10 protein-coding genes are annotated in these 17,122 nt (G+C 73.7%); 2 read left to right on the top strand and 8 right to left on the bottom strand.

Annotation, left to right across the window (positions count from 1 at the left end; all coding sequences use genetic code 11):
- The first annotated feature begins 40 nt into the window (after positions 1-40).
- Complete coding sequence (locus ACFPLC_RS32550) at positions 41-718, top strand: TetR/AcrR family transcriptional regulator (RefSeq protein ID WP_191306691.1); 678 nt, start codon at positions 41-43, stop codon at positions 716-718.
- A 21-nt stretch (positions 719-739) separates the two neighbouring features.
- On the opposite strand, the gene ACFPLC_RS32545 is transcribed toward ACFPLC_RS32550, so the two are convergent.
- Entirely contained in the window at positions 740-898 is a 159-nt protein-coding gene (locus ACFPLC_RS32545) for a hypothetical protein (protein WP_378201855.1), read from the bottom strand.
- Between ACFPLC_RS32545 and ACFPLC_RS32540 the strand changes: the two genes are divergently transcribed.
- Positions 897-1,559, top strand: a complete 663-nt coding sequence (locus ACFPLC_RS32540; protein ID WP_378201858.1) for a cutinase family protein — start codon at positions 897-899, stop codon at positions 1,557-1,559. The genes ACFPLC_RS32545 and ACFPLC_RS32540 overlap by 2 nt on opposite strands.
- A gap of 72 nt (positions 1,560-1,631) precedes the next feature.
- Here the strand turns inward: ACFPLC_RS32540 and ACFPLC_RS32535 are convergent, their stop codons facing one another.
- From ACFPLC_RS32535 to ACFPLC_RS32505, 7 genes are all read right to left on the bottom strand, one after another.
- A complete protein-coding gene (locus tag ACFPLC_RS32535) occupies positions 1,632-2,852 on the bottom strand; it encodes a lipase family protein (RefSeq protein ID WP_378236002.1) in 1,221 nt (406 codons plus the stop codon).
- 19 nt (positions 2,853-2,871) lie between these two features.
- On the bottom strand, positions 2,872-3,843 hold the full coding sequence (locus ACFPLC_RS32530; protein WP_378201861.1) for an alpha/beta hydrolase: 972 nt from the start codon (positions 3,841-3,843) through the stop codon (positions 2,872-2,874).
- A gap of 10 nt (positions 3,844-3,853) precedes the next feature.
- Positions 3,854-5,431 carry an acyl-CoA carboxylase subunit beta gene (locus ACFPLC_RS32525; protein ID WP_378201864.1) on the bottom strand — a complete coding sequence of 526 codons (1,578 nt, stop codon included), beginning with the start codon at positions 5,429-5,431 and terminating at the stop codon, positions 3,854-3,856.
- Positions 5,431-11,850 carry a beta-ketoacyl synthase N-terminal-like domain-containing protein gene (locus ACFPLC_RS32520; RefSeq protein ID WP_378201867.1) on the bottom strand — a complete coding sequence of 2,140 codons (6,420 nt, stop codon included), beginning with the start codon at positions 11,848-11,850 and terminating at the stop codon, positions 5,431-5,433. Before ACFPLC_RS32520 ends, ACFPLC_RS32525 begins: the two co-directional genes overlap by 1 nt.
- Positions 11,847-13,592, bottom strand: coding sequence for a fatty acyl-AMP ligase (locus ACFPLC_RS32515; RefSeq protein ID WP_378201870.1), 1,746 nt, complete (start codon positions 13,590-13,592; stop codon positions 11,847-11,849). Before ACFPLC_RS32515 ends, ACFPLC_RS32520 begins: the two co-directional genes overlap by 4 nt.
- 92 nt (positions 13,593-13,684) lie before the next feature.
- Positions 13,685-15,070: an MFS transporter gene (locus ACFPLC_RS32510; RefSeq protein ID WP_378201873.1), complete on the bottom strand. Its 1,386-nt coding sequence runs from the start codon at positions 15,068-15,070 to the stop codon at positions 13,685-13,687.
- A complete protein-coding gene (locus ACFPLC_RS32505; RefSeq protein ID WP_378201875.1) occupies positions 15,067-17,061 on the bottom strand; it encodes an MMPL family transporter in 1,995 nt (664 codons plus the stop codon). Before ACFPLC_RS32505 ends, ACFPLC_RS32510 begins: the two co-directional genes overlap by 4 nt.
- Positions 17,062-17,122: the final 61 nt, after the last annotated feature.

The raw sequence follows: 17,122 nt of genomic DNA, 5'->3' as shown, positions 1-17,122 counted from the left end.
TACCGGACAGTAAAGCAAGGAGTCCGTACAGTACACCTCCATGAGCCGGCAGAGTCCTCCTGATCGATCCAGCGCTCGCCGCAGCCCGGCGGCCCGGCCCACCGACGACCAGCTGCTCGACGCCGCCCGCGCCGTGTTCGCCGAGCGGGGGTACGCGCAGGCCACCATGGGCCTGATCGCGGACCGCGCCGATTCCACCAAGCCCACCCTCTACGCGCATTTCGGCGACAAAGCCGCGCTTTTCCGCACCACGGTCCGCCGGGAAGTCGCCGCGTTGCGCGCCTGGGTGATCAGCGCGTACGAAACGGCGAACACGCGCCCGCTGGAGGAGCGCGTGCGGCTGTCGGTGATGGCGATGTTCGGCTACGCCGGTGCGCACCCGGAGAGTTTCCGGCTGTTGTTCGATTCGGCCGTCGACGAGATGTCGAACGAGCGCCGCGCGCTGGCCGATTCCATCGCCACCCACGTGGTCGGCCAGGTGCGCGAGCACCTGCTCGCGCACGGGCGCCCGGTCGGTCCCGGCGCGGACCTGCTCGGCGAGATGATGGTGGGCCTGGTCGGACGGGCGGCGATGCACGTCTCCCACTCCCCCGGCCTCGACCCGATCGCCGCCGGGGAGCTGGCCACCGGGTTCGTCATGGCCGCGCTGCGCGGGCTGGATCCGGCGCTGCTGGACCACCTCGACACACCGCGCCCGGCCGGGCAGTGCGCCACCTGAGCGTCCACACCGGACCGTTTGTCACCGGCTGAACAATTCCCGGCGTTCCGGGAATTCGCCTCTTGCCGGGTTCGGCGACCACTGCGACGCTGCGATCACCGCAAGCGACGCACGCAATTCCGTCCCCCACGGAAAGCGCTTGCCGACCCCCTTTTCCCACAACGAGGTGTGATCAGCCATGATTCGCTTTCCCCAGAACCGCCTGTTTTCCGCTGCGGCCGCCGTCGGCTTCGCCGTCGCCGGGCTCACCGTCGCCGCCGCGCCGGCCGCTTCGGCCGCGGCGCCGTGCACCGACATCGACGTCCCGGTGGCCCGCGGCACGGGCGAACCCGGAACGCTGGGCCTCATCGTCGGCGACCCGGTCTTCTCGGCCGTGCAGAGCCGGCTGCGCCCGCGGTCGGTGAGCAGCTACCGCGTCGACTACCCGGCCGACCTCGGCCAGCCCGCGTCGGTGCAGAAGGGCAACACCGACCTGGTCAACCACGTGCGCACGCAGGCCGCGGCCTGCCCGTCCCAGCGGTTCGTCCTGGTCGGCTACTCCCAGGGCGCCAACGTCGTCGACAACTCGATCGGCATCAGCAGCGCCGGCGCGGTCGTCGGCGGCCCGATCGTGGCGACCATCCCGGCGGACCTGGCGCCCCGGATCGCGGCGATCCTGTTGTTCGGCAACCCGATCCGCGCGATCGGGCGCTCGGTCACCGGCACGTATCAGAGCCGCACCAAGGACTACTGCGCCTTCGGCGACCCGGTCTGCCAGGCGGGTGGCCTCAACATCCTGGCCCACCTGAGCTACGGCGGCGAAGCCAACGACGCGGCAGCCTTCGCCGCGAGCAAGGTCTGACCCCGCCCCCATGCAGTGAATGACTCATTCCTGGCGTCGGACGCCAGGAATGAGTCATTCACTGCGTCCGGATCAGCAGTTGGAAGGTGCGAGTTCCCCGTTGAACCGCTTCACGATCCACTGGTGCGCGTCGGCGTTGCCGGCGAGGATGCCGGTGGCGTGCTCGGCCACGTAGGTGGTCCACTGCTCCCGCACCCCGGCCGCGCAGTACGCCCGGTGCAGCGTCTCCGCCTGCGGGGTGTTGACGATCTCGTCGGTGCTCGCGTGGTACTGGAACACCGGCACCCGCGGCGGGTGGGCGCCCAGCTTGTTCTGCGCCAGCCGCGCCTGCCACTGCGGCGTGCCGAGCGGATTCGACGTCGTGTAATCACTGATCTTCTTGAAGGAATAGTTCAGCAGAAGTTCCGCGGTGCACGCGTTCTTCTTCGCGTCGGCCAGCTGCTGGCGGCCGGTGTCGTTGAGGAACGAATCGAGTTTCAGATCCGGGTAAGCGGCGTCGAGTCCGACCGCCGCGAAGGCCAGGAACCCGAAGCCGATGTAGCCGTCGAGGCCCTTCGCGACCTCGGTCAGGTCGGCCGGCACCCCGCCCGCGACGACGCCGACGACGTTCAGCTCGGGCGCGTACGCCGGCTGCTTCTCCCCGGCCCACATCGATCCGCCGCCACCCTGCGAGTAGCCCTGGAAGATCACCTTGGCGCCCCGCGAAAGCCGAGCGGCGGGCAGGTCCTGCGCCGCCCGGACCGAGTCGATCACGGCCGGGCCCATGGACTGTCCGGTGATGTAGGTGGGCACGGTCGACGGCGAGTAGCCCTCGTAGTCGGTCACCGCCACCGCGTAGCCGCTGGACAGCGAGTCGTTGATCGCGGGCTGGTCGTACAGCGTGCCGCGTTCCATCGCCTTGGACGCCGTGCACTTGAACGCCGGGCCCTGCGTGCCGACCGCGTAGCCGATGATCGGCGCCTTGGCCGGGTCCACGCCCTTCGGCACGAGGATCGTCCCGGTCACCGCGTTCCGGTTCCCGAGCGCGTTGGTCGACAGGTACATGACCTGCCAGGCGTCGGCGTTGAGCGCGTTCAGCAGCGGCACCGCGGGCCGCCAGCGGATGACGTCACCCGGCTTCCCGGCCGGGAGCGGCGACGGCGGGGTGTAGAAGGAGTCGTCGAACGGCCCGGGCAGCAGCGGCGCCGCCCCGGCGGGCGGGCTCGCCGCCGCGACGCCCAGCGCCACCAGGCAACAGGTCAGGAGCGCCGAAAGCACGGCACGACATCGGGCAGGCTTCACCACAACCTCCATCGGGGAAAGGGAACTGCGCTCAGGCCGGAAGGCCGAGCGCGCCGGCCAGGACCGGCCAGGACTGGTGCAGGGCCCGCTGCCAGTACGGCCAGCTGTGCGTGCCGGCGCCGTAGTAGTCGACGGTCACCGGGATGCCGGCGGTCCGCAGGCGGTCGGTGAAGCTGCGGGACGACAGCAGCGCCGAAGGCTCCAGGACGTCCGACTGCCCCGGCGGGTCCAGCGGCCCGGTCCGCCCGTCGCCGCAGGAGACGTAGAGCGCGGTGCCGCGCAGCTGGTCGACGTGGTCGTAGGGGTTGCTCGCCGACCAGATCGGCTGCATCCCGAACGAGTCACCCCACAGGTTCAGGTAGTTGAAGATGCCGGCCCGGGCCAGGATGCCGATGATCCACACCGGAATTCCCGGGTAGAGCGTGTTGGGCACGCCGCTGTAGGAGGCGGCCGCGCCGAACATCCCCGGGTGCTTGAACGCGTACGCCATCGCGCCGTACCCGCCGATCGACAGCCCGGCGATCGCCCGCCGCGTCCCGCCGCGATACCCGCGTTCCACGATCTGGCGCACCTCCGCGGTGTGGAAGGTGTCCCAGTCGGGGGTGCTCTTGAGGCCGAAGTTCCACCACTTCGTGTACATCCCCGCAGGACCGTCTGTCGGCATGACGACCAGCGCGTCCTTGGCCGCGGTGAACGCCTTGACGTCGGTGAACTGGTCCCACGAGCGGTAGTCGACCGGTTCGCAGCAGCCGTGCAGCAGGAACAGCACGGGCCAGGTCCGCGTCGGCTGCGCCGCCCAGCCGGACGGCACGATCAGCCGCACCATCCCGGTGGTGCCCAGTGCGGGCGAGCTGATCTGCAGGTCGACGGTCCGCGCGTCCAGCCAGGTCTCCTGGACGACTTTCGCGCCGTCGTCGGCCACGGCCGGGCTCGCCTGGGCGGGCGCCACGGCCCCGGCGAGCAGGAGGACGACGGACAGCGCCAGCAAGGCGATCCGCTTCATAGGGGGCTCCTCAGAGGGGGATGTTGCCGTGTTTGCGGGCCGGCAGGCTCTGGCGTTTGGTGCGCAGCATCCGCAGTGCCCGCGTCACCTGGAGGCGGGTCTGCGACGGCGTGACGACCTGGTCGACGTACCCGCGTTCGGCCGCCAGGTACGGGCCGCCGTGGCGCTTGCGGTACTCGTCGGTGAGCCGGCGGCGGGCGGCGTCCCGTTCTTCCGGCGGCACCCCGGCCAGCTCGCGCCGGTAGAGCACCCGCACCGCGCCTTCGGCGCCCATCACCGCGATCTCCGCGGTGGGCCAGGCCAGCACGACGTCGGCGCCGACGTGCTTGGAGCCCATCACCGCGTACCCGCCGCCGTAGGCCTTGCGGACGACCACGGTCACCTTCGGCACGGTCGCCTCGGAATAGGCGTAGATCAGCTTGGCGCCGCGGCGGATGATGCCGCCGCGTTCCTGGCCGGTGCCCGGCAGGTAGCCGGGGACGTCGGCCAGGGTGAGCAGCGGGATCGAAAAGGCGTCGCAGAAGCGCACGAACCGCGCGGCTTTCTCCGACGCGTCGATGTCGAGCACGCCGGCCTGGTGCCGCGGCTGGTTGGCCACGATGCCGACGGTGTGGCCCTGCACCCGGCCGAAGGCGCAGATCATGTTGGGCGCGAAGGCGCTGTGCACTTCGGTGAACTCGCCGTCGTCGACCAGCCGCACGATCAGCTCGGCCATGTCGTAGGTCTGGTGCGGCGAGTCGGGCACCAGCCGGTCGAGCTCGAGGTCAGCGGCGGTGAGCCCGGGGCTGGTGTCGTCGGCGTAGGCGGGCCCGGGGTCGAGGTTGTTCGCGGGCAGGTAGCCGAGCAGCGTCTGCACCCAGTCGACGGCGTCCTGTTCGTCGGCAGCCCGGTGGTGGGCGTTGCCGGCGACCTCGCTCTGCACGGCCGCACCGCCGAGTTCCTGCGCGGTGACGTGTTCCCCGGTGACGGCGTGCACGACGTCCGGGCCGGTGACGAACATGTGCGAGGTTTCGTCGACCATCACGGTGAAGTCGGTCATCGCCGGCGCGTAGACGGCCCCGCCGGCGCACGGGCCCATGATCATCGAGATCTGCGGGATCACCCCGGAGGCGTGCGCGGTGCGGCGCCCGAGTTCGGCGTAGTAGGCCAGCGAGACGACGCCTTCCTGGATCCGGGCGCCGCCGGAGTCGTTGATCCCGACGACCGGGCAGCCGATGGTCATGGCCAGGTCCATCAGCTCGAGGACCTTTTCGCCGGAGACTTCGCCGAGGCTGCCGCCGAAGACGCTGAAGTCCTGGGAGAACACGCAGACCTGCCGCCCGTCGACGGTGCCGTGCCCGGTGACGACGCCGTCGCCCCACGGCCGGTTCGTGTCCATCCCGAACTCGGCGCACCGGTGCCGCGCGAGCTGGCCGGCTTCGACGAAGGACCCGGGGTCCAGCAGCAGCCCGATCCGCTCCCGCGCGGTCAGTTTCCCTTTGGCGTGCTGCCGGTCGACGGCCCGCTTTTCGGCGATCCGCACGGCTTCGTCCTGCCGGGCGGCGAGATCGGCGATCCGGAACGCGGTGGTCGGGGTGAGCTCGTCCATCACCGAACCACCGCCCCGAGCCGTTCGGCCAGCACCGCCACGTGCGGCGGATCGATCATGGACACGTGGTCGCCGGGCACCCGCACGACTTCGAGGTCGCCGCAGTGGGCGTCCCAGCCGAGGGTGTCGTCGGTGCGCAGGTAGCGGGGGTCCAGCGCGGTGGTCAGCGGATGCGGTTCCCGGGCGCGCAGCAGGACGACGCGCCCGTCGTAGCGTTGCGGCGTGTACCGCTCGGCCACCCTTGCGTCCACATAGGACTCGTATTGGTGCTTGAGGACACCGGCGCCCATGTCCGGCACCTGTTCGGCGAGTTTCGCCATGACCCAGCCGATCTGGGCGTCTTCGTCCAGTTCCGCCAGTTCCGCGCGGGGCACCTCGAACGGCACGCCGTAGGTCTCGGCGATGTGGGCGGCGAACCGGTCGAAGCGGTCCAGCAGCAGGTCCGCCGGTTCGCCCGTGGCGGGCAGCGGCAGGATGGTGTCGATGAGGAAGACGATCTCGGCGCCGTTCAGCTGACGCGCGGTCTCGTAGGCGAGGCAGCCGCCGAAGGACCAGCCGCCCAGCCGGTAGGGACCGTGGGGCTGGACGTCCCGGATCAACTCGGCGTACCGGGCGGCCTTGGCCTCGACGGTTCTGTGCTCGTCGAGGCGTTCGAAGCCGTAGACGGGTGGTCCCTCGGGGAGCAGCCGGGCGAGTTCGCGGTAGACGCTCGCGGTCCCGCCGGCCGGGTGGAAGAGGAAGACGGGTTCGCCGTCGACGCCGTCGCGGAGAAGGCGCACCGGACCGCCGCCGTGGCCTTCGAGCTCGGCCCGCAGCAGATCGGCCATCGCGGCGACGGTGGGGGTGGCGAAGAGCCGGTCTTCTTCGGGGACGGCGGTGAGCTGCTCGGCGAAGGCGGCCCGGAGCTGCCGGGCTTGGGCGAGGTCACCGCCGAAGGGCTCGTGGACGCTCGGTTCGGGGCCGCCGAGGACCGCGCGCCAGTGCTGGGCCACCCAGCGTTCGGCCGGGTCGCGCGGTCCGGTGACCGCGGGAGCGGGTGCGAGACCGGCGGTGCCGAAACCCGCCTGCTCGGCCAGGTGCCCGGCCAGCTCCGCCAGGCTCGCCCCCCGCAGCAGCAGCGGAATCGGCAGCGGGAGTCCGAAGTCCCGTTCCACCGCACCCCGCGCCCGCATCGCCGACAGCGAGTCCAGGCCCAGCCGCGTGAGCGGCACCGTCCGGTCGACCTCGGCCAGCCCCAGCAGATCCGCGACCAAGCCCGCCAGATGCGCGGCGATCGCCGCGCGGGCCGCTTCCGGTGTTTCCGAGCGCAGTGCCTCCAGACCATCCCAGGTGGACGATTCGCCCCGCGGCGAGAAGAGGGCGAAGAACGGCCGCTCCCCCAGTCGCGGGAAGAGCTCCAGCACGGTCTCCGAGTCCACCTTGGCCACCCCGGTCGTCACCCGGTCACGGGTCAGCACGAAGTCCAGCGCCGACAGCGCTTCCTCGGTGCCGAGCGGGTCGAGCACCGGGTTGACCGAACCGGCCGCCGCACCGACCTCGCCCCACGCGCCCCAGCCGATCGTCGCCGCCGGGAGGCCCTGGGCGTGGCGCCACGCGACCAGGGCGTCGGCCCACGCGTTCGCCGTCGCGTACGCGGCCTGGCCCGGCGAACCGAACAGCGCGGCCGCCGACGAGTACACCAGCCACCAGTCGAGGTCGTGCCCCGCCGTCGCCTCGTGCAGCCGCCACGCGCCCAAAGCCTTCGGCCGCCAGACCGCCTCGAGCGCGTCGGCGTCGAGGCTGATCGCGGCGCCGTCGGCCAGGACACCGGCGGCGTGCAGCACCCCGCGAAGCGGCACGCCCCCTTCGACGGCCGCCGCGACCAGCGTCTCGGCCGTGCCCGGAGCGGCGATGTCGCCGGGCACCACGCGGACGTCGACGCCCAGCCCGGGGTCGGCGGCGTGCCGGCTGTTCAGCACCAGCCGCGTCGCGCCCCTGGCGGCGAGCCACTTCGCGGCCGCCAGTCCCAGTCCGCCGAGGCCGCCGGTGATGATGTACGCCCCCTCGCGGACCGGCTCGCGCACCGGTTCACCGAGCGCGGGCCGGACCAGGCGCCGCGTGTACCGGATCCCGTCGCGCCAGGCGATTTCGTCGTCCGGCCCGTCCGCGCGGACCTCGTCCCGCAGCCGGTCCGTCCCGTCGACCTGGCTGACGCGCAGTTCGGGGTGTTCGAAGGCGAGCACGCGCACGAGCCCGCGCAGCGCGGCCAGGCCCGGATCGCCCCGCTCGCCCGGCTCGACGGCGTGCGCCCCGTCGGTCACCAGCCACAACCTCCGCGGCACGGGCAGTTCGGCCAGCTCGGCGACGACCCCGGACAGCGTCTCGACCAGCCGGGCCCCGCGCGCCGGGTCGGGTTCGGCGGCGGCGCCGAGCAGGGCCAGGACCGCGGTGGATTCCCCGTCGCGCAGCAGTTTCGCAAGCTCGGCACGATCGTCGAGCCGGGCGGTCCGGACGTCTTCGCCCGCGAACTCCCGGCCGTCTTCGGACAGCACGATCCAGCGGTGCGCCGGCTTCGGCCCGCGGGGGCGCCCCCCGTTTTCCACTCTACCGGCCGGCACCGACAATTCCGGCGGCGCAGGCAGCGGCGAAGGCTGCCAAGCCGCCTCGAACAGCAGGCGCACCAGTGCCGCGTCGCGGTAGCGGCGGCAGTAGACGTCACGGAATTCGGCCAGCACGACGCCGTCGACGTCGACCAGCTGGACGCTGCCTAGCACGCCGTCGCCGGACTCCTGGAGCACGGCGTCCACCCGCACGCCGCGGCGCGGGTCGCCGGCGACCACCACCTCGCCGATGCTGAGCGGCAGGTAGAGGGCGTCCGCCTCGCCGACGGCCGCGGCCAGCGCGTGCAGGCAGGCGTCGGCGAGCGCCGGGTGCAGCACGTAGGCGGGGTGGCCGGCGTCCGGCTGCGCGATCGAGGCCGACGCGCGCCCGGGCGCGGCGACCACCCGGCGCAACCCGCGGAACGCCGGGCCGTAGGACTGCCCCAGCTCGGCCAGCGCCCGGTAGACGTCGACCGGTTCCCCGGTGGTTTCGCCGAAGGGCGCCGACGGCGTGCCGCCGGTGCCGATCCGCGCGGTCGCGTGCCGGACCCACGAGCCGGTTCTCGTGTGGACACTGAGCTCGGTGCCGCGCAGCGTCGTGGTGACCTCGGTGTGGTCGCCGAGCGGCAGGACTTCCTGCAGTTCGAGGTCGTGGACGCGGCCGCCCGGCCCCGCCGCGGCGAGCGCGAGTTCCAGGAAGCCGGTGGCCGGGAACACCGGGACGGCCCGGACGGTGTGGTCGGCCAGCCACGGCAGCACCGCCGTGCCGATGTCGCCACGCCACAGGTGGCCGCCGCCGGGGTCTTCGATGTGCACGCCGAGTAGCGGGTGCGCGCCGCCGGTGCGAACGGTCCGGCGCGGCCAGAAGCGTTCGTGCCGCCAAACCGGGCCGGGCAGTTCGACCGGCGGTGTCTGCGGCCGCGCGGCCAGGACGCCGGGATGGCGGCTCTTTCGGGGGTCCGGGTGGCGGAGCCCCCGGCTCGGAGCGAAGCTCCGGTTGTCACCGCCGAGGACGTGCAGCCGGGCGAGGCTGGTCAGGAACGCCGTCCGCTCGTCGATCCGGCGGCTCGCCGAGGGCAGCCCGAGGACGCCGGACTGGTCGATCGCGGCCAGCGCCACCGGGTGCGGCGAGATCTCGACGAAGACCGTGTGCCCGTCGGCGGCGGCCGCGGCCAGCGCCTGGCTGAACCGCACCGGACGGCGCAGGTTCGCCGCCCAGTACTCGACGTCGAAGGCGGGCGGGTCGTCGTGGACGCTGCTGTAGCACCGGATTCCGGGCGGGGCGGGGGTCAATCCCGCGACCGCGGCGCGGAACGGACCGAGCACCGGCTCGACGGCGGCGGAGTGCCCGGCGCCCGTGACCGGCAGCCGCCGGGCGAGCCGGCCGAGGTCTTCGGCGTGCGCGACGACGGCCTCGACGCGGTCGGCGGGCCCGCTGACGGTGCACTGGGTCGGCGAGGCGTAGACGGCGATGGTGACGTCGGGGAATTCCTCGAGTTCGGCCGGGGAGAGTTCGACGAGGGCCATCGCCCCGCCGCCGCGTTCGTCGAGGTCGGCGAGCAGCCGCGCCCGGGCGGCCATGACTTTCAGGCCGTCGGCGACGCCGAGCGCCCCGGCCACGACGGCGGCGGCGACCTCGCCCATGGAGTGCCCGAGCACGGCGGCGGGCACGACACCGTGCGCCCGCCAGAGGGCGGCCAGGGCGAGCTGCATGCCGAACAGCGTGAGCTGCGTCGCGGCGAGGTCGGTCAGGTCGTGTTCGAGGGCTTCGCGCAGGGAGAACCCGGCTTCGACGCGGAAGACGGGATCGAGCGCCTCGATCTCGGCCCGGAAGGCGGGTTCGGAGCGGAGCAGCAGGCGGCCCATCCCGGACCACTGCGACCCATACCCGGAGAAAACGAAGACCACGCCCCGCTCCCCGAAGTTCTCGCCAGTGCCCAAGCGCCCCAAGGCCACATTGGGTGCGTTGAATGAAGCAGCGGCGCGAAGCGCCTCCGTTGAGGGTGGCGGTGGGGGCATGGGAGGAGCACCGAAGGCCGCCTTGGGTGCGTCTGACGCACCGAAGGCCACATTGGAGCGCTCGGTACCGGCGGCCAAGGCGCGCAGCCCTTCGACCACCTCGTCCCGGGTCTCCCCGACCACCGCTCCGCGTACCGGCAGATGCTCCCGCCGGTGCGCCAGCGTCGCCGCCACCGCGTCGAGGGGCGCCGAGCTCTCCGCCAGCCAGTCCGCCAGCTCGCCCGCCCGCGCCCGCAGCACCTCCGCCGACCGGGCCGACAGCGCGAACACCTGCGGCCCGCTCTCCCCGGCCCGCACCGGGAACGACGCCGCCGGCCACTCCTCGACCACCACGTGCGCGTTCGTCCCGCCGAAACCGAACGCCGACACGCCGGCCCGCGCCGTCCCGGAGTACCGCGGCCAGTCTTTCCCCGCCGAAACCACCCGCAACGCAGAGAAGTCGATGTGCGGGTTCGCCGAACGGAAGTGCAGGCTCGGCGGCAGCCGCCGGTGCGTCATCGCCAGCACCACCTTGAGCAGCCCGGTGATCCCGGCCGCGCCTTCGAGGTGGCCCAGGTTGCTCTTCACCGACCCGAGCAGCAGCGGACGGTCCGCCGGACGGCCCTCACCGAGGACCTCGGCCAGCGCCCCCGCCTCCAGCGGGTCACCCAGCGGCGTCCCGGTTCCGTGCGCCTCCACGTAGTCCACGGAAGATGGCTCGACACCGGCCGTGGCGTACGCGTCGCGCAGCAACGCCGCCTGGGCGTCGGGGTTCGGTGCCGTCAGGCCGTTGGAGCGGCCGTCGGAGTTGACCGCGCTGCCGCGGATCACCGCCAGCACCCGGTCGCCGCGCGCCGCCCGCAACGGCTTCAGCACGACCACGCCGCAGCCTTCGCCGCGGGCGATCCCGTCGGCGGCCGCGTCGAACGGCTTGCAGTGGCCGTCCGCGGCCAGCACCCCCGCCCGGTGGAAGCCGGCCGTGATACCGGGCGAGAGCAGGACGTTCACCCCGGCGACCAGCGCCGTCTCGCTCTCGCCGCGGCGCAGGCTCTGCACCGCCTGGTGCACCGCCACCAGCGAAGACGAGCACGCGGTGTCCAGCGTCAGGCTGGGCCCGCGCAGGTCGAGCAGGTACGACAGCCGGTTCGCCGCGATGCTCGCCGCCGCGCCGGTGCCGGACCAGACGTCGACACCCCCGACGTCGGTCATCGTCAGCGAGCCGTACTCGGTGGCCGACAGCCCGACGAACACCCCGGTCCGGCTGCCGCGGAGAGTGGACGGCGGGATGCCCGCGTGCTCCAGCGCCGCCCAGGTGACTTCCAGGAGGATCCGCTGCTGCGGGTCCATCGCCTCGGCTTCCCGCGGGGTGATGCCGAAGAACGCCGCGTCGAAGGCGGCGACGTCGTCGAGAAACCCGCCGCGCGCGGGCACGCCGGCGAGGTCTTCCGCCGGGGCGAAGGTCTCCCAGCGGCCCTCGGGGACGTCGCCGATGCCGTCGCCGCCCGCGTCGAGGAAGCGCCAGAACGCTTCCGGGGACTCGATGCCGCCCGGGAGCCGGCAGCCGAGGCCGATGACCGCGATCGGCTCGCCGTCCTCCCGCAGCGGCACGTACGCCGACGTTGTATCCACAGTGGACAGATGGTCGGCGAGAGCCGCGATCGTCGGGTACTGCCACACCAGGGTCGGGGCGAGCGGGCGGCCGACGAACTCGCCGAGGTCGGCCGCCAGGCTCGTCGCGTCCCGTGAGGACAGTCCGGTTTCGTGCAGTGGCCGGTCGACGGCCACGTCGCCGATCCGCGCGATCAGCCAGGCGCGGATCGCCGCGGCGTCCGGCGCGCTCATCCGAGCCGCCGCGCGGTGAGCGCACCGTCCAGGTAGGACGCTCGGCAGCGCGCCCTGCTGATCTTGCCGCTGGAGGTCCGGGGCACCTCGCCCGGCACCAGGAAGACGACGTCGTGCAGGCGCAGCCCGTGCCCGGCCGACACCGCCGCGCGCAGCGCCGAAGCCGCCTCGGCGAGGTCGGCCTCGGTGTCCTTCGCGCGTTCCAGGACCACGACCGCGGCCTCCCCGTCATCGCCGTCGATCGCGAAGGCGGCGGCCGAGTGCGGCCGGACGGCCGGGTGTTCCTCGACGGTCTGCTCGATGTCCTGCGGGTAGTGGTTGCGGCCGTCGACGACGACCAGGTCCTTCAGCCGGCCCGTCACGTACAGCTCGCCGTCGAACTCCACGCCGAGGTCGCCGGTCGCCAGCCAGCCCTCGCCGGTGTCCGGATCGAGCGGCGGCAGGCCGAAGGTGGCGGCCGACGCCGCGGCCCGGCCCCAGTAGCCACGGCCGACGTTCGGGCCGCTGACCCGGATTTCGCCGACCTCGCCCGGTTCCGCGGGCTGCCCGGTCACCGGGTCGGCGATGCGCACGCGCTGGCCGACCGGGCGGCCGCACGAGACGAGCGTCGTGGCGGACGCGCCCGGGGTGGCCGGCTCCGCGTACCCGGCGGCGAGCCGGGCCCGGTCGAAGGTGACCTGCCGGGGCGGTTTCCCCGCCTCCGTCACCGAAACCAGCACGGTGGCCTCGGCCAGGCCGTAGGAGGACCGGTGCACCTCCGGCCGCAGCCCGCACGCGGCGAAGGCGTCGTGGAACTTCGCGATCGTCGACGGCAGCACCGGTTCGCTGCCGTTGATCAGCGAGACGACCCGGCTCAGCTCGAGGTAGTCCTTTTCGGACTCGGTGACGCGGGAAGCGCAGTAGGCGTAGGCGAAGTTGGGGGCCGCGCTGATCGCCCCGGGACTGGCCGAGAGCGCACGCAACCAGCGCGCGGGCCGTTCGAGGAACGCCAGCGGGTCCATCAGGACCGACTCCAGCCCGCCGGCCATCGGCGCGCCGATGCCGAGGATCAGCCCCATGTCGTGGAACAGCGGCAGCCAGCTGACCGTCGACGTGGTGCCGCTTTCGGCGCCGTAGGCCGCACATGCCTGGCGGGCGTTGGCGAGCACGTTGCGGTGGGTCAGCACGACCCCGGCGGGCGAGCGGGTCGACCCGGACGTGTACTGCAGGTACGCCGGGGCGTCCGGATCGGGCTCGGGCCAGTCGCGCGCCCCGGCCGCCGGGACGGCGTCGATGTCGATCACCGCCGGATCGACCGGCACCTCGGCGAGGAACCGGGTGACCGCCTCGCCTTCGGCAGCCGTGGTCAGCACGGCGCTTGGACCGCAGTCGGCGAGCGCCGCGGCCAGCCGGCCCGCGTGCCCGGGCAGGCCGGGTGCGAACAACGGCACGGCGACCAGTCCCGCCCGCAGCGCGCCGAGGAACGCGACGACGTACCCCGTGGACTGCCCGGCCAGCACCGCCGCCCGCTCCCCCGGACCGGCCACTTCGGACAGCCGGGCGGCGACCGCCTCGACCCGCTCGTCGAGCTCGCGCCAGGTGAGCGTGACCGCCCGGCCGTCGGCGCCGTCGCGGTGGTCGAGGTGGGTCACGGCGATCCGGTCGCCGAGGCGGCGCGCCCAGTGACCCAGCAGGGTCGCGAACGACTCGCCGGCGGCGACGGGGACACCGGTGCCGGGAACCGGCCGGGAAATGGTTTCCATGCATCCTCGCAGAGAGCGTTTACCGGCGCAGTGAATAGCCGCGCCGGTGCGGTTGTCAACGATCCGATCTCCGATACTCATGGGGAAACGGGTTAGGGGACCGCACGTTTGTCACGTGGCGACGAGGTCCCGGCGGCGCGGCTCGCCGGGACGCGCACGGCCAGCAGCGCGCCGGCGAACGTCAGCCCGGCCGCGACGAGCAGGCCCGCGGTGTACCCGCCGGCCAGCGCCGCCCCGGCGGGCACCCCCGCTTCGAGCCGCGCCGCGCGCACCGCCGTCAGCACCGCGCCGATCAGCGCGACGCCGAGCGCGCTCGACAGTTCCCGCGCCGCGGTGAGCAATCCCGAAGCCGTGCCGGAATACCGCTCCGCCACCACGTCGAGCGCGTGCGACGTCATCGGGACGGTGAAGGCCGAGCCCGCACCGATCAGGACCATGCCGGGCACGCGCGGCCACAGCGAAGGGACGTGGTTCACCGCGGCGAGGGCGAGCAGGCCCGCCCCCACCACCACCAGCCCCGCCGCCACTGTCCGAAGTGGACCATGACGGGCGACGGCCGAGGGCACCAGCGGCGTCGCGGCCCCGACCGCGACCGCGACCAGCACCAGGGGCAGCCCGGCGCCGGCCGGGCCGAGCCCGACGAACTCCTGGTGCAGCAACGGCGTGAAGAAGAAGATCCCGGAGATCCCCAGTCCCCACAACAGCTGCAGGCCGAGCGAGCCCAGGAACACCCGGTTCCCGGTCAGGGCCGGCGGGACCAGCCGCTCGGCCGCCCGCCGTTCCCGGACGAGGAACGCGACGCCGAGCGCGGTCCCCGCGGCGAGCAGCGGGAGCCGGAGCCGGGGTTCGGCCAGCGCGGTGGTGAGCAGCACCAGGCTCGCCGTCACCAGGACCATCGCCGACGCCGGTGGCGCGCGGGTCCCCGCGTCGCGGCCGGGTGGCACGGTCGACGGCAGCAGCACGAGCATCGCGGCCACGAACGGCAGGTTGACGAAGAAGATCCAGGCCCAGCCGCAGTATTCGCTCAAGACACCGCCGAGGGCGGGCCCCAGCGCCAGCGCGGCCGCCAGGCAGGCGGTCCAGACCGCCGCGCCGAGCGTGCGCCCGCGCGCGTCGAGGTTCGTCCGCAGCAGGCTCAGCAGACCCGGCACCAGGAACGCGGCCGCGATCCCCTGCAGCACCCGGGCGGCGACCAGCAGCCACGCCGAGCCCGCCAGTCCGCCCGCTGCGGCGCCGGCGCCGAACGCGAGGAGGGCGGCGGTCAGGGCCGGGCGCCGGCCCCAGCGGTCCACCAGCGCGCCCGCCACCGGCAGGAGCCCGGCGAACGGCAGCATGTACCCGAGCGCGACCCACTGCAGCGCGCCGACGTCCAGGCCGAGCTCGCGGGCGATGGACGGCGCGCCCGCGGCGACGATCGTGTTGTCCAGCGTCGTCACGAATGCGCCGAGCGCGAGCACGGCCAGGGTCCGCCTGCTCATCGCGTGCTCCCCACGAGCTCGCCGGCGACCGCGGCCTTGCGGCGCGGGAACCACCAGTTCGCCGCGCCCAGCCGGGCCATCACCGCGGGGACGAGCACGCACCGGACCACGACGGCGTCCAGGAGCACGGCCACGGTCAGGCCGACGCCCGCCTCGCGCACCACCCGGGCGTCGACGAACGCGAACGACACGAATACCAGCGCCATGATCAGCGCGGCCGCGGTGATGGTCCGCCCGGTCGCCGCGACGCCGTCGACGATGGCCGTGCGGGTGTCGCCGTGGCGGCGCCAGGCCTCCTGGATGCCGGCGATGAGGAAGACCTCGTAGTCCATCGACAGCCCGAACAGCCCGGCGAACAGGAACACCGGCAGGTACGGCTCGATCGGGCCGCCGAAGGCGAACACGACGGCGCCGGTGGTGGCGGCCGCGGTCAGCAGGTTCATCACCGCCGCGGTGAGCGGGATCAGCACGCTGCGGAACACCCAGGCCAGCAGCAGGACCGAAATCCCGACGACGGTGGCGAGGAACAGCGGCAGCCGCGCGGTGATCGCCGCGGAGAAGTCGGCCCGGGCCGCGACGATCCCGCCGACGTGCGCGTCCGGGCTGCCGATGATCCTGGCCATCACCCGCGTCGACGCGAGCAGCTCGCCGGTGGCCGGATCGCCGGGGCCGGTCCGTGGGATCACCGTCAGCAGCCACCCTCCGCCGGGCAACGCGGTGGGCGGCCCGACGTCGGCGCTCGCGAGCAGCGCCTCCCGCAGCGCGCCCACCGACTCGCCGCCGCCGGTCCCGACCACGAGCAACGGTGCGTCCGCGCCCGGCCCGAAGCCCTCTTCCAGCAGCTCGGCGGCGGTCCGGGTGATGCTGCCGGGCGGGTCGAGCGCGGCGTCCGGCACGCCGAGCCGCAGCCCGGTCATCGGGAGCGCCAGCACCGCGACAACCAGCAGGGCGGCGAAGGTGTACGGGCCGGGACGCGCGGTCACCGACCGGGCCAGCCGCGCCCACCCGGCGGCACGGGAGTCCGGGCGCAGGCTCATCCGGCGGGCGACCGGCCGCAGCAGCGCGGGCAGCAGGGTCAGCGCGGCGAACCCGGTCAGCAGCACCGAGATCGCGGCGGCGACCGCGATCCCGTCCAGGAACGCCAGCCCGATGGTGACCATCCCGGCCAGCGAGACGCACACGGTGACCCCGGCGAAGACCACGCTGCGGCCGGAGGTCGCGGCCGCGACGGCCAGCGCCGCCCCCGGCTCGGCGCCGTCCCGGCGGCCCTGCCGGTAGCGGGTGAGCACGAACAGCGCGTAGTCGACGCCGACGCCGAGCCCGAGCAGCGCGGCGATCTCGGTGCTGATCTTCGGCATGGTCATGACGTGCGACAACAGCGTCACGACGGCCAGTGCGGAGCCGACCGAAACCGCCGCGGTGAGGATCGGGAGCAGGACGCAGGTCACCGAGCCGAAGGCCACCAGCAGCACCACGGCCGCGGCGAGCAGGCCGATCCCGGCGTTGCCCAGGTCGGGCGCGGCCGCCGTCATCGCGGCAAGCTCCCCGGACGCGCCCGCGGTCAGTCCCCCGGCGTCGCGGACGGTGGCGGCCAGCGCGTCGGCCGTCTCCTGCCCGAGGTCGGCGGCCGGCGCGTCGAAGCGCACGGTGAGCACCGCCGTCCGCCGGTCGGCGGACAGCAGGCCGGGCGGCGGATCGACGGCCACGACGTGCGGCAACGCCGCCAGCCGGGCGGCGAGCGCGTCGAGCCGGGCGCGGCCCGCGCCGCTGTCGATCGAGCCGTCCGGCGAACGCACGACGACGCGTTCCGCGGCGCCGGTGGTGCGCAGCAATTTCGCCGCCGCCGTGCTGTCCGCGGCGGGCAGGTCCACCGTGTCGCGGAAGGCCGCGCCGGTGTGCACCGCGGCCGAAACCAGGCCGCCCAGCGCCACCAGCCAGAGCACGATCACGACGCCGGCCCGGCGGAAACACCAGGAAACGAGCGCCGTCATCGGTGTTCTCCTCCCGCGTGCCGGTTGATCACGCTAACAACGGGAAGGGGCGCGAAGATAC

Origin of the sequence: Amycolatopsis plumensis (assembly GCF_042652605.1) — a bacterium.
Taxonomy (GTDB): domain Bacteria; phylum Actinomycetota; class Actinomycetes; order Mycobacteriales; family Pseudonocardiaceae; genus Amycolatopsis; species Amycolatopsis plumensis.
Note: the sequence above shows the minus strand (reverse complement) of the source record. Positions and strands in the feature narration are given on the sequence as shown.